Origin of the sequence: Pseudomonas sp. LjRoot277, from assembly GCF_964253845.1 — a bacterium.
GTDB lineage: Bacteria > Pseudomonadota > Gammaproteobacteria > Pseudomonadales > Pseudomonadaceae > Aquipseudomonas.
Genome location: NZ_CAXURI020000001.1, coordinates 2,972,539 through 2,986,222, shown reverse-complemented (window position 1 = coordinate 2,986,222; position 13,684 = coordinate 2,972,539). Strand labels below are relative to the sequence as shown.

The window sequence follows — 13,684 nt, the reverse complement described above, 5'->3', positions numbered from 1 at the left end:
TCAGTTCTCCTCGATATCGGTCGGCAGTGGACGCGGCAGGTCATCGCCACTTGAACCATCGAGCCAGTCGACTTTGGACATTTTGCGCACCACGACGAATTCATCGCGGTTGCAACCGACCGTGCCGTAATAGTTGAAACCGTAGGCTTGCTGGGCATAGCCGCCGATCATGTGGGTCGGCTTGAGCACGACGCGGGTGACCGAGTTGTGGTGTCCGCCACGGGTCTTGGTGGTTTCCGAACCGGGCACGTTCACGATCCGTTCCTGTGCGTGGTACATCATCACCATGCCGTCCTTGACGCGCTGGCTGACCACCGCCCGGGCGGTCAGTGCGCCGTTGACGTTGAAGCACTCGATCCAGTCGTTGTCCTCGATGCCGGCGCTTTTCGCGTCGTTCTCCGAGAGCCAGACAATTGGCCCGCCACGGCTGAGGGTGAGCATCAGCAGGTTGTCGCTGTAGGTGCTGTGAATGCCCCATTTCTGGTGCGGGGTAATCCAGTTCAGGACGATTTCCTTGTGGCCGTTGCTGCGCTTGCCTTTCACCCCTTCGATGGTGCGGGTGTTGACGGGCGGGCGATAACTCATCAGTTGCTCGCCGAACGCCTGCATCCACGGGTGATCCTGGTAGAACTGCTGGCGACCGGTGATGGTGCGCCATGGAATCCCTTCGTGAACGTTGGTGTAGCCGGCGTTGTAGCTGACGTGATCGTCTTCAAGACCCGACCAGGTCGGGCTGGAAATGATCTTGCGCGGCTGTGCCTGAATGTCGCGGAAACGGATGGCCTCATGGGCCTTGGACAGCGCCAGGTGGCTGTGGTCGATACCGGTGAATTCCGACAGCGCGGCCCAGGCCTTGACGGCGACCTGGCCGTTGGTTTCCGGCGCCAGGGACAGAATCACTTCTGCGGCATCGATGGCCGTGTCGATTTTCGGCCGACCCTGGCTGATACCGGCATCGCCTTCTTTGTGATTGAGTTCACCTAGAAATTTCACTTCGTCTTCGGTGTTCCAGTTGATGCCTTTGCCGCCGTTGCCGTTTTTCTCCAGCAATGGCCCGAGGGACGAGAACTGTTTGTAGATGTTCGGGTAGTCACGCTCCACCACATGCAGGTTCGGTGCGTTCTTGCCCGGCACCGGTGCCACGCCGTCGCTTTTCCAGTCGGTGCCGCCAAACGGTTGGGCCAGTTCGCCGACGCTGTCGTGCATCAACGGGATGGTCACCAGATCCTTCTCAACGCCCAGGTGCCCTTCGGACATGCTGGAAAACGCCTTGGCGATGCCTTTGTAGATTTCCCAGTCGGAACGCGATTCCCACGCCGGGTCGATCGCTGCCGACAACGGGTGAATGAACGGGTGCATGTCCGAGGTGTTCATGTCGTCTTTTTCGTACCAGGTCGCGGTCGGCAACACGATGTCGGAATAGACGCAGGTCGAGGACATGCGGAAGTCCAGCGTAGTGACCAGATCGAGCTTGCCAATGGCGCCCTCGTCCACCCATTCGGCTTCTTCGGGTTTGCAGTCGCCGACCTGGCCGATGTCTTCGTTCATCACACCGTTCTTGGTACCGAGCAGGTACTTGAGCATGTACTCGTGGCCCTTGCCCGAGGAGCCCAGCAGGTTGGAACGCCAGATGAACATGTTGCGCGGGAAGTTGACCGGGCTGTCCGGCTGTTCGCAGGAGAAGCGCAGCGAGCCGTCCTGCAGCGACTTGACCACGTAGTCTTTCGGGTCCATGCCGGCCGCAGCCGCGTCACGGCAAATGTGCAAAGGGTTAGTGTTGAGTTGCGGTGCGCTGGGCAACCAGCCGGCACGTTCGGCGCGGATGTTGTAGTCCAGCGCATGCTCAGGGAATTGCGATTTATCGGCCAGCGGCGAGAGTACGTCGTGCATGCTCATCTTCTCGTGGCGCCACTGCGAACTGTGGGCGTAGAAGAAGCTGGTGCCGTTCATTTGGCGAGGCGGACGGTTCCAGTCCAGGCCGAACGCCAGGGGCAGCCAGCCGCATTGCGGACGGAGTTTTTCCTGACCAACGTAGTGCGCCCAACCGCCACCGGTCTGGCCGACACACCCGCAGAGCATGAGCATGTTGATCAGCCCGCGGTAGTTCATGTCCATGTGGTACCAGTGGTTCATCGCCGCGCCGACGATGATCATCGAGCGACCCTTGGTCTTGTCGGCGTTGTCGGCGAACTCACGGGCAATCTGGATGGCTTTCTCGCGGCTGACGCCGGTGATCTGCTCCTGCCACGCCGGGGTGCCAGGCACGGAAGCGTCGTCGTAATCCTTGGCCACGTTTTCGCCGCCGAGGCCGCGATCGATGGCCAGGTTGGCGGCCGACAGGTCGAACACGGTGGCGACTTTGGCCACGCTGCCGTCCGCCAGCACTACGTTATGCACCGGCACGCGGCGGTATTGCACGGCATCGCCGGCCACGTGCTGGAAGTGCTCGTGGGACTCGCCGGCAAAATACGGGAACGCCACTTCGGCAACGTCATCGCCGATCAGGCTCAGCTTCAGATCGATCTCACGGCCTTCGCCGCCTTCACGGGGCAGGATGTTCCACTTGCCCTTCTCGCCCCAGCGATAACCGATGGAGCCCTGAGGGGACACCAGTTCGCCGCTGACATCGAGGGCGATGGTTTTCCATTCCGGGTTGTTTTCCTGGCCGAGGTTGTCGGTCAGGTCACTGGCGCGCAGGAAGCGGTCCGGCTGGTAACCGGCGCCCGGTGCCTTGTCGACCATTTGCTTGAGCAGCACCAGCACCGGCAAATCGGTGAAGCGCTTGGCGTAGTCGGTGAAATAGGCGCTCGGTTTGTCCAGGTGGAATTCTTTGAAGATCACATGGTTGAACGCCTGGGCCAGCGCCGCATCGGTGCCTTGTTTAGGGTTCAGCCACAGGTCGGTGAGCTTGGCGACTTCCGAGTAGTCCGGGGTGATCGCGACGGTCTTGGTGCCCTTGTAACGGACTTCGGTAAAGAAGTGCGCGTCGGGAGTACGGGTCTGCGGGACGTTGGAGCCCCAGGCAATGATGTAGTTGGAGTTGTACCAGTCGGCCGATTCCGGCACGTCGGTCTGCTCGCCCCAGACCATCGGCGAGGCCGGTGGCAAGTCGCAGTACCAGTCGTAGAAACTCAGGCAGGCGCCACCGATCAGCGACAGGTAACGCGAACCTGCGGCATAGCTGACCATCGACATCGCCGGAATCGGCGAGAAGCCGACGATCCGGTCAGGACCGTACTGTTTGATGGTGTAGACGTTGGCAGCAGCGATGATCTCGTTGACTTCCTCCCAGTTGGAACGAATGAAGCCACCCATGCCGCGCTTGCTTTTATAGGAGTCGGCCTTGGCCTTGTCCTCGACGATGCTGGCCCAGGCCTCGACCGGCGCCATGGTTTGTCGCGCATCGCGCCAGAGCTTGAGCAACGGCTTGCGGATTTTCGGGTACTTGAGTCGGTTGGCGCTGTAGATGTACCAGCTGTAACTGGCACCACGCGGGCAGCCACGGGGCTCATGGTTGGGCAGATCGTTACGGGTACGCGGGTAGTCGGTCTGCTGGGTTTCCCAGGTGATCAGGCCGTTCTTGACGTAGATCTTCCACGAGCAAGAGCCGGTGCAGTTCACCCCGTGGGTGGAACGCACGATCTTGTCGTACTGCCAGCGCGAACGGTAGACGTTCTCCCAGTCGCGAGACTCTTTGCGGGTCTCGCCATGACCGTCGGAAAACTCGTTTTGCTTGCGATTGAAAAACCGCAATTGATCCAGTAAATGACTCACGGTGTAGTCCTCTCAGGCTTTGTCGCGGAGTCTGTGCCCCGCCCACGCAATGGTTGGATTCGGCTCGATTCAGCAGGGTGTCGCGGCACCTTTGCGCGCGTACCACCACCACGTCACCACGATGCAGCTCAGGTAAAAGCCGACGAACATGTAGAAGGCCATCTCCGGGCCGCCGGTCAGGGCCATCGAAGAGCCGAAGGATTTTGGAATGAAGAACGCACCGAAGGCGCCCATGGCCGAACTGAAGCCCAGGACCGCAGCGGACTCTTTGCCGGCATTCTTCAGCGCTTGTTCGCGCACGGCGGGTGGTTTTCCGGCCGAGGATTTTTCGTGCTGGGTGCGGAAGATCACGGGGATCATGCGAAAGGTGGAGCCGTTGCCGATGCCCGTGGTAATGAACAGCAGCATGAACATGCCGAGATAGCCGTAGAAGTTGCCGGGTAAACCGTTCTGCGGCAGGAAGTGCATGACGCCGAAGACCATCACGATCATCGCCACGAAGTTCCACAAGGTCACTTTCGCGCCGCCGAGCTTGTCCGCCAGCCAGCCGCCCAATGGGCGTACCAGCGCACCGACCAACGGGCCGAGGAAGGCGAATTTCAACGCGATGACATCAGGGAACGAGGTTTTGATCAGCAGCGGAAACGCGGCGGAGAAACCGATGAACGAACCGAAGGTCGCCAGGTACAACCAGCACATCAGCCAGTTGTGTTTGCGTTTGAAGATGACCGCTTGCTCGCTGAAGGAAGCGCGGGCACTGGACAGGTCATTCATGCCGAACCAGGCCAGCACAGTCACCAGGACAATGAACGGCACCCAGATGAAGCCGGCGTTCTGCAACCACAACTGGCCGCCATCCGGCAACGCTTGCGGCGAGCCGCCCATGAAACCGAACACACCGAAGGTAATCACCAGCGGTACACAGAACTGCATCACCGAGACGCCCAGGTTACCCAGCCCGGCGTTGAGGCCAAGGGCCGTGCCCTGCTGCGACTTGGGATAGAAGAAGCTGATGTTGGACATGCTCGAGGCAAAGTTGCCGCCACCGAAACCGCAGAGCAAGGCAATCAACACGAACACGCTGTACGAGGTGCTCGGGTCCTGCACGGCGAAGCCCATCCAGATCGAGGGCAGCAACAGCGACGCGGTGCTCAGGGCGGTCCAGCGACGGCCGCCGAAGATCGGCACCATAAAGGAATAGAAGACGCGCAACGTCGCCCCGGACAGCCCCGGCAACGCTGCCAGCCAGAACAGCTGGTCGGTGGTGAAGCTGAAACCGATGGCGTTCAAACGCACGATCACCGTGCTCCAGACCATCCACACCGCAAAGGCCAGCAGCAGCGCGGGAATGGAAATCCACAAGTTGCGCGTGGCGGTCTGTTTGCCGCTACTTCCCCAGAATGCTGGGTCCTCGGGGCGCCAGTCATGAATGACCGGGCCTTTGTCAGGCTTTTGCAGAACGGACATGTTCTTCTCCTAGGGCAATGCTCGAAATCGGGGACGGGGTCAGCAGCGGCGCTTTACCCAGCACCGGGCTTTTGCGTATCTCGCTGAAGTACATCCAGGTGAGGGAGACCCAGACCACGCCGTACATCAACATGAAGCAGGAAGAGCGCACGCCGGTGAGGTCCACCAGGGCGCCGAACAGGATCGGCAACACGAAACCGCCCAGGCCACCGGCGAGGCCGACGATGCCGGACACCGCACCCATGTTTTTCGGATAGTCGTTGGCGATATATTTGAAGACCGAGGCCTTGCCGAACGCGAAGGCGATGCCCATGACGAACAGCAGCACGGTGAACAGCGCGGGATTGAGGCCGATGTGGAAATCCACCGGGCCGTTGATCGTTTGCACTTGCAGTTGGGTCTGGGGATACGAGAGCAGGAACAGGCAGATCCAGCTGACCCACAACACCCACCAGGTCACGCTTTGCGCACCCCAGCGATCCGACATCCAGCCACCGACGGCACGCAGCACGCCACCGGGCAGGGAAAAACAGGCCGCCAGCAGCGCCGCGCTTTGCAGGCTGAAACCGTATTCCTGCACGTAGTACTTGGTCATCCACAGCGCGAGGGCGACATAACCACCGAAGACGATCGAGTAGTACTGGCAATAGCGCCACACCGCCGGGTCCTTCAGCGAGCTCAATTGCTCACGCAACGAGGCGCCGGTGGCACTGCGGTGGTCCTTGTTTTCAGCGCTGAGGAACCAGAACAACAGCGCAGTAATAAAGAGGATCGCGCTGAAGACTTTCGGCACCAGCTGCCAGCTGCCGGCAGCGATCAGTGCCGGGGCGAGAAACTTGGTCACCGCGGCCCCGGCGTTACCGGCGCCGAAGATGCCCATCGCGAAGCCCTGATTCTCTTTGTCGAACCATTTGGCGACGTAGGCAATCCCGACCGAGAACGAACCGCCGGCCAGGCCGACGAACAAGCCCAGCACCAGGAACTGCCAGTAGGCGGTGGCGTGACTGATCAGGTAGAGCGGCGCCACGCAGGCCAGCATCAGCAGGAAGAACACGCTGCGCCCGCCAAAGCGGTCGGTCAGCAGCCCCAGCGGCAACCGCACCAGCGAGCCGGTCAGGACCGGGGTCGCGGCCAGCAGGCCGAACTGGGTTTCGTTGAGCTGGAGAAGGTCCTTGATCGGTACACCGAGCACGGCAAACATCATCCAGACCATGAAACAGACAGTGAAGGCCAGCGTGCTCATGCCCAGCACCAAGCCTTGTCGTACACGCGGTGGGTTCACAAATGCTCTCCAATCAATTAGCCATGGCGGCAGACTAGAGAGGCCAACCCCGCAAAAACTTGATCCATGTCAACGAAGCCCATGTGGGCATAGGCCTATGCTTGTGCGGTCTACCTCTAAGGAGGTAGTACAGGAAAACCCTAAAACCGTTGATTTATCAGCGCCTTAAGGTTTTCCACCAAGGTTTTTGCTGACAAGGATCAGTCGACAACTCTTTAGAGGTAGCGCGCCCTGGATCGGCGGCAAAACCCATCCTGGAGCTGCACATGCTCGGTTTTCCTGATTTTTTCCCGGACCTGCGCCGATGATCCGCTGGTTGCGCAGCTCCCTGCCCGCTCGCGCCGGGCTGGCGGTGATCCTGATCGCCGTGCTCGCCCTCGCCAGTTCGTTGAGCGCTGGACTGATCGCCTGGTTCAGCCAGGGCGATGCGGCCGCCATCAACACCGCAGGCTCGGTGCGCATGGAGACTTACCACCTGAGCTGGAAACTGGCCGCGGGTGCAACCGGCGAAGAAATCATCGCCATCAGCGACAGCCTGCAAACCCGCCTCAACAGCCAGTCACTCAAGGCGGTGCTGGAAGATGGCCCGACCGCGGCCCTGCAAATCAGCTACGGGAAAATCCAGCAAAACTGGAATGAGGATTTGCGCCCGGCACTGGAGCGCGGCGATGCCGCCTATTTTCAGGTCCAGGCCCTGCCCTTCATTGAACAACTGAACCAGTTCGTCAACCTGTTGCAGCGCCAAAGCGAACAGAAGCAAGGCTGGCAACAGGTGATCCAGGGCCTGGCCTTGTTCACCACCCTGTTCGTCCTGCTGGTTGGGCTCTACGAATTGCAGTACGGGGTCGTCATGCCCCTGAAAGAGTTGGTGGACGCGACCCAGCGCTTCCGTCGCGGCGATTTCAAGGTGCGGGTCAACCATCAGTCCCAGGACGAACTGGGCCAGTTGGCCATGAGCTTCAACGCCATGGCCGAGACGATCGAAGACTCGCATCGCACCCTTGAGAGTCAGGTCCAGCAAAAAACCCTGAACCTGCAACAAGCCAATGCCGCCCTCGAGTTGCTGTACCAAAGCAGCCGAAGCCTGGCCACACGCCTGGCCAATGCCGAAGGGCTGGATGAGTTGATTCGACGCTTCCAGCAACGCCTGCCCGGCTTGCGCCTGTCGCTGTGCCTGCAAGGACAAATGCAGGCACCGGCCCAGCAGTTGCTCGCCCTGCATGGCGCGAACATCCGCGAAGTCTGCGCCAGCAGCGATTGCGCCACGTGTCAGAAGCACCATAAAGCCAGTCCGCAAACCTTCAGCATCAGCAACCAAGGCAGTGAACTGGGTGAACTCAAGGCGCATTTTGTCGACGGACATCCAACCCAAGCCTGGGAAACCCAACTGATCCAGGCCCTGGCCAACCTGATCGGCACCTCGCTCTCGCTCAAGCGTCAACGGGAACAGGATCATCGCCTGCTGCTGCTCGACGAACGCACGATCATTGCCCGCGAGCTGCACGACTCACTGGCCCAGGCCCTGTCCTACATGAAGCTGCAAGTCAGCCGCCTGCAGACCCTGATGCGCCGTGGCGAACCGGTCGAAACCCTGGAAAACGTCACCGCCGAACTGCGCGAGGGACTGAACAATGCCTACCGCCAGTTACGCGAGTTGCTGACCACCTTTCGCTTGCAGATTCACGATGCGGGACTGGTACAGGAACTCAAGGACACCGCCGAGGAGTTCTCCCGTCGCGGCGAATTCCAGGTGCACCTGCACGTCGATGCGCTGGCCTTTCAATTATCGGCCAGCGAGCAAATCCACATCTTGCAGATCACCCGCGAAGCGCTCTCCAACTGCCTGCGCCACGCCCATGCGCAAAACGCCTGGCTGCAACTGCGTCAGGACGGTGAGACCGTCAGGCTCATCGTCGAAGACGACGGGCGCGGCTTCAGCGGCAACGTCGACCAACGCGAACACCACGGCCTGAAAATCATGGATGAGCGGGCCCGCAGCTTGCGCGGTCAACTCGAAATAGTCTCCAGGGAGCCACAAGGCACCCGCGTCCAAATGGAATTCCAACCGGAGTTTCTCGGGCAGCAAACAGAAGGTAGCGTCACATGAACCCCTCCCTGCAACACACCATCCTATTGGTCGACGACCACCCGATGATGCGTCACGGCATCCGCCAGATGCTCGAACTCGAAGATGATTTCCTGATCGTCGGTGAAGCCAACAACGGTGAAGAAGCACTCAGTCTGATCGAACCGCTGCAACCGGACCTGGTGTTGCTCGATAACAACATGCCGCTAATGAATGGCATTGAAACCCTGCGCCAGTTACGAGCGATGCACTACACCGGCAAGGTGCTGCTGTTCACGGTCTCGGATGCCGAAGACGATATTCGCGACGCACTGCGTCTGGATGCCGACGGCTACCTGCTCAAGGACATGGAGCCCGAACTGTTGATTCAGTACATCCGCAATGCCTTGAACGGCGAATTGGTGATCAGCCCGGGGCTGACCCAAGTCATGGCCCAGGCACTGCGCTCACCGCAGCGCCAGACTGTGGTGGAACTGACCGAGCGTGAACGTCAGGTGCTGAAAACCATCGCCAGCGGCTTCAGCAACAAAGTCATCGGGCACAAGCTGGGCATCACCGAAGGCACGGTCAAGGTTCACGTGAAAAACCTGCTGCACAAACTCGGCTTGCGCTCGCGGGTAGAGGCGGCGGTGTGGGCCATGGAGCATCTGCGCAATGCCGGCTGACGGGCATGCCTCTTTGGAGGTAAGCCGGCAGAGGCATAGGTCATCCGGCCGGCGCTCTCTACTATGAGCGCCAGCGGAGGTACGCCATGCTGACCCACCCTTCCATCGTTTTAACGTTGCGTCGTCACCATCTGTTCAGCCAGTTGCCGGAGAAAATCTTCGAGGAAGTCTGCGGCCTGGCGATGCTCAAGCGCCTGGCCTGTCACAGCACACTCATGCACCAAGGGGATCCGGCCAAGCGCTTTTTCCTGCTGGTCAGCGGCCAGATCAAGTTGTACCGGCTTACCGGCGAAGGCCAGGAAAACCTGGTGGAAATCATTCAGCCCGGCCAGACGTTTGCCGAAGCCTTGCTGTTCAGCCAGGCCCGCCTCTACCCTGTGAGCGCCACGGCGCTGAAGGACAGCGTGCTGGTGAGTATCGAGGGCAGCCATTACCGCAACGCCCTCGAAGACCAGCCGAAAGTTTGCCTGGCGATCCTGGCGAGCATGAGTGTGCATTTGCACCTGCGTCTGCGCGACATCGACACCTTGACCATGGCCAGTGCGAGTCGGCGGGTGATCAATTTCCTGTTCCAGGAACGCAACCCGGTCAGCGGTTTGATTGTTTTGCAGGTGTCCAAACGCCTGGTCGCCTCGAAGTTGGGTATCCAGCCAGAAACCTTTTCGCGGATCTTGCACCGCCTGGTGGACAGCGGCCTCATCGCCATGGAACGACGCAACATCAGCATCCTCGCCGAAGAGGATCTCGCGGCGTTCCAATAGACGGAATTGACCGCCGTCAATGCGCAACGCCACCGGCGCTGCACACTGAAGAAGTCCATCCATGGAGAGCGCTCATGCCCCGTTCAACCTTGCCCTTGATTTACTCCTGCTCAGGCTGCTCCAACGTCGCCCAACTGGCCAATACCCTGGCTGTGCGGCTCGATCGCAGCGGCCTGGCGGAAATGTCCTGCATCGTCGGGGTCGGCGGGCATGTGGCGGCGCTGGTTAACAAGGCACGCTCGGGGCGGCGGATTTTTGCGCTGGATGGTTGCCCGTTGCAATGCGTTGAAAACTGCTTGAAGCAGCATGGTCTGCACGCGGATGTGCATTTGATTCTTAGCCATTACGGGTTGCGCAAGCGCTATGGCGAGGACTGCACGGAGGCTCAGGGGGATGAGTTGTTTGAAGGGATCAAGCAGTTGATTGCCAGTGATGCTCGGCAGCATGAAAGCCGCCAGGAAACGATGGCCTGAGGGCTAACGAAAATCCGATGTGGGAGCGGCGGTGCGGCGATCCGGCTTGCTCGCGAAGACTGACCGCTGACCGCTGACCGCTGACCTATGATTTTGGTCGGGGTACATATCCATTTCTGCGGTAACGGCTGCTATTGGTTTCGCTTTTACAGCGAGTCACTTTGGAAAAGCGCCAAAGTAACCAAAGCGCTTTTGCCCCTCCATTCGGTGCCTCGCCTAGGCTCGGCATGTCCTCACTCCGGCATTGCTCCGGGGGCCCGCCGCCATCGGCCATCCATGGCCGGGGGCGGCTACCGCGGCATCCTTGCCGCGGTGCCCCCTGCGCAACGCCTGCGTTCGGCCTCTGGGAAAGGGGCAACAGATCAAAAGCAACGGCAACGGCAACGGCAAGATCAACAGCTTCGCGAGCAAGCCCGCTCCCACATAAAGCAGATCGACGTACAGCTTTTGCTTCTCACCACTCAACAGGCCGAGCGTTAGCTCGCCTGCAGCTTTTGATCTTGATCTTGATCTGCCCCGTCGGAAGGCCGAGCGCAGGTTCTGCGCAGTGGGCACCGCGGCAAGGATGCCGCGGTAGCCGCCCCCGGCCATGGATGGCCGATGGCGGCGGGCCCACGGAGCAGGACCGGAGCGAGGGTATGCCGAGCCTAGGCGAGGCACCGTACGTCAGGGGCAAGAGCGTTTGGTTACTTGGCGCTTTTCCAAGTGACTCGCTGTAAAAGCGAAACCAATAGAAGCCGTCACCGCAGAAATGGATATGTACTCCAACCAAAAAAACAGCTCGGCTAACCGGCCGCCAACCCCTTCCCCGCCCGCTCCAAATTGCGCCACAACCAAACAGGCAACACATCAGGATCAAGACTGTCGATCAGGTTCTTCAACGCCAACCCCAACTCCGTATCACCCTCAATCACCAAACGCCGGCGAAAGAACAACGTATCCGGATCCTCCTGACGACTCGCCAGCAATAAAAACTCGCGCCAGTTGCCACTGATAGTCACGTGCGCGTTGGCGCGTTCAGCAATTCGCAACCCTTGACGGGTCAGCGTCAAATACCAGGACAACCCCAAATCCGGAATCCGCAAACACAACCAACGCCCGCGCAGCACTTCAAATTCACCATCGCGCAACGGCTCGGCAAGGCAACGATTCAGCGCCTGCTGCAACGCCAGACGCTGCACCGCAAAAGGCACCCGGCGCACCAACGGCAACAACCGGTCAGCACCTTTCAACAACCACTTTTTACGATTCAACACAGTCCAACCTCCTCGACGCGCAACATCCCGGCCTGGCCATGCCAGTAACCGTTGCAACCGTCGACGAACAACGGCGGTGTCTCGCCCAGACGAACCCGTTGATAGGCAGCAATGACCTCGGCCATGCCCTGAGCGCGAGGGCTCAGACGCAACAGGTCGGCGCCACAGGCCACCAACCCGGTGTAATCCGCCAGCAGATTGGTCACCTCCGCCGACATCGTTTGAATGCCGTTAATGGTGAACAGCGCCTGCCCTTCCTGACTGGTCAGTGGCAGGCCGTCGGGGTAGTTGAGGCAGCAAAACCGGCAGTCATCCTTGGGCAAGTTTTCCGCCCGAGCGGTGAAGCAGCGTGCGGAATAGGCCAACGGCAAATGCCCATAAGCAAAGATCTCGACTTCCGGCACCTCACGGCCCAGTTCGCGCACCTGATCGAGCACATCGCCAATCAGCGCCGCCGAGCATTCCACCGGCGGCACCCAACGGGTCATCCCGCAGTCCAGCAGTTGCGCCAGCGTATGACCGTTGTACAAATTCAGCGCCGGGCCGCCCACGAACGGCAACTTGCGCTCGGCCAGAAACTGCACCGCGCCCATGTCGTTGGCCTCAACCAGCAATTGGCCGTTGTCGCAGAGCCGGCGCAGGCTGGACAGTTCGGAGGCCGCTTCGATCAGCGTCAGGCTGGAGATCACCAACTGTGCCGGGCTGCATTCCTGCAACTCGCGCCCCAGACCCAGCCATTGATCCAGTGAAAAGGCCCGGCGTTTCGAACACACGGTTTCCCCCAGATAAATCACATCCAGGGGCAAGGCCGACATCTCGGCGTAAAAGTTGCTGAGTTGCTCTTTGTCCCAATAAAACAGGACCGGTCCAAGGCTGAGCTTCATGTCGCCTCCCTCATTGCCATGATCGATGGTAAGCACCCAGGGTGGTCTGGCTGCCTTCGGACAAACCGGCCAGCACCCGACGCCATTCTTCCTTGACCCGAAAACTGCCCGGCGAGCCACGATGGGCATCCAGTGCCGCGCGCCAGACTCGGGTGACTTGTTCGACATAGGCCGGGCTGCGTTGCCGGCCTTCGATTTTTACTGCTTCAACGCCGATGGCCGTCAATTCCGGTAGCAAATCCAGGGTGTCGAGGCTGGTGGGTTCCTCCAGCGCATGGAAGCGTTTACCGCCGACCAGGAAACGGCCCTTGCACAGGGTCGGATAACCGGCGGGTTCGTCTGGGGTGTAACGGTCGATCAGCACTTCACTGAGCCGTGCGCTCAAGCCTTCGGCGTCTTCGCTCCAGCGCACCGCTTTGGCCGGCGAACAGACGCCACAGAGGTTCGGCGACTCGCCGGTGATGTAGGAAGACAGATGGCAACGCCCTTCGGCCATGATGCACAAGCTGCCGAAGCCAAACACTTCGATGGGCACCGGACTGCTCGCGGCGACCTGGCGCACTTGCGCCAACGACAACACCCGTGGCAGCACCGCGCGACGAATCCCGTAGCGTTGCGCATAAAACTCCAGCGCCGCGGCATGGGTTGCCGAGCCTTGGACCGACAGGTGCAACGCCAGCTGTGGATGCCGCTGGCTGGCGTAGTTGAGTACGCCGGGATCGGCGGCGATCAGCGCATCCACGCCGAAATCGGCGGCGCGATCGACCGCCCGCTGCCAGCGTTCCCAGCCCTTGGGTTGCGGGTAGGTGTTGACCGCGACGTAGAGTTTGCGTTGATGCTGACGGATGTGAGCGACCGCCGCGTCGAACTGTTTGTCGTCCATGTTCAGCCCCGCGAAATGCCGGGCATTGGTGTCATCGCGAAAACCGACATAAACGGCATCGGCGCCTTGGCGCACCGCCGCTTTTAGCGCAGGCAGGTTCCCTGCCGGGCAGACCAGTTGCATGGGTAATCCTCATGGAAAAACGCGTCTCGA

10 protein-coding genes are annotated in these 13,684 nt (G+C 60.4%); 4 read left to right on the top strand and 6 right to left on the bottom strand.

The window, feature by feature from the left end; translation table 11 throughout:
- The 3 genes from ACSQ87_RS14135 to ACSQ87_RS14125 form a co-directional block, all read right to left on the bottom strand.
- Positions 1-3,774 carry a nitrate reductase subunit alpha gene (locus ACSQ87_RS14135; protein WP_223430085.1) on the bottom strand — a complete coding sequence of 1,258 codons (3,774 nt, stop codon included), beginning with the start codon at positions 3,772-3,774 and terminating at the stop codon, positions 1-3.
- 69 nt (positions 3,775-3,843) lie between these two features.
- On the bottom strand, positions 3,844-5,241 hold the full coding sequence (locus ACSQ87_RS14130; RefSeq protein ID WP_223430086.1) for a NarK family nitrate/nitrite MFS transporter: 1,398 nt from the start codon (positions 5,239-5,241) through the stop codon (positions 3,844-3,846).
- Entirely contained in the window at positions 5,219-6,523 is a 1,305-nt protein-coding gene (locus ACSQ87_RS14125; RefSeq protein ID WP_436273671.1) for an MFS transporter, read from the bottom strand. The genes ACSQ87_RS14130 and ACSQ87_RS14125 overlap by 23 nt, the downstream gene beginning before the upstream one ends.
- 304 nt (positions 6,524-6,827) lie before the next feature.
- Here ACSQ87_RS14125 and ACSQ87_RS14120 point away from each other — a divergent pair, with 304 nt between their 5' ends.
- From ACSQ87_RS14120 to ACSQ87_RS14105, 4 genes are all read left to right on the top strand, one after another.
- Entirely contained in the window at positions 6,828-8,630 is a 1,803-nt protein-coding gene (locus tag ACSQ87_RS14120) for a HAMP domain-containing protein (RefSeq protein WP_223430088.1), read from the top strand.
- Complete coding sequence (narL, locus tag ACSQ87_RS14115) at positions 8,627-9,274, top strand: two-component system response regulator NarL (RefSeq protein WP_046047384.1); 648 nt, start codon at positions 8,627-8,629, stop codon at positions 9,272-9,274. The genes ACSQ87_RS14120 and narL overlap by 4 nt, the downstream gene beginning before the upstream one ends.
- Positions 9,275-9,360: 86 nt before the next feature.
- Entirely contained in the window at positions 9,361-10,035 is a 675-nt protein-coding gene (locus ACSQ87_RS14110; protein WP_033059073.1) for a Crp/Fnr family transcriptional regulator, read from the top strand.
- Positions 10,036-10,109: 74 nt separating this feature from the next.
- Positions 10,110-10,508, top strand: coding sequence for a putative zinc-binding protein (locus tag ACSQ87_RS14105; RefSeq protein WP_223430089.1), 399 nt, complete (start codon positions 10,110-10,112; stop codon positions 10,506-10,508).
- Positions 10,509-11,293: 785 nt separating this feature from the next.
- Here the strand turns inward: ACSQ87_RS14105 and ubiT are convergent.
- From ubiT to ubiU, 3 genes are read right to left on the bottom strand one after another with little or no spacing between them, the layout of a single operon-like run.
- Positions 11,294-11,764, bottom strand: coding sequence for a ubiquinone anaerobic biosynthesis accessory factor UbiT (gene ubiT / locus ACSQ87_RS14100; protein ID WP_223430094.1), 471 nt, complete (start codon positions 11,762-11,764; stop codon positions 11,294-11,296).
- Positions 11,758-12,648: a U32 family peptidase gene (locus tag ACSQ87_RS14095; protein WP_223430095.1), complete on the bottom strand. Its 891-nt coding sequence runs from the start codon at positions 12,646-12,648 to the stop codon at positions 11,758-11,760. Before ACSQ87_RS14095 ends, ubiT begins: the two co-directional genes overlap by 7 nt.
- A gap of 10 nt (positions 12,649-12,658) precedes the next feature.
- A complete protein-coding gene (gene ubiU, locus ACSQ87_RS14090) occupies positions 12,659-13,654 on the bottom strand; it encodes a ubiquinone anaerobic biosynthesis protein UbiU (protein WP_150655791.1) in 996 nt (331 codons plus the stop codon).
- Positions 13,655-13,684: the final 30 nt, after the last annotated feature.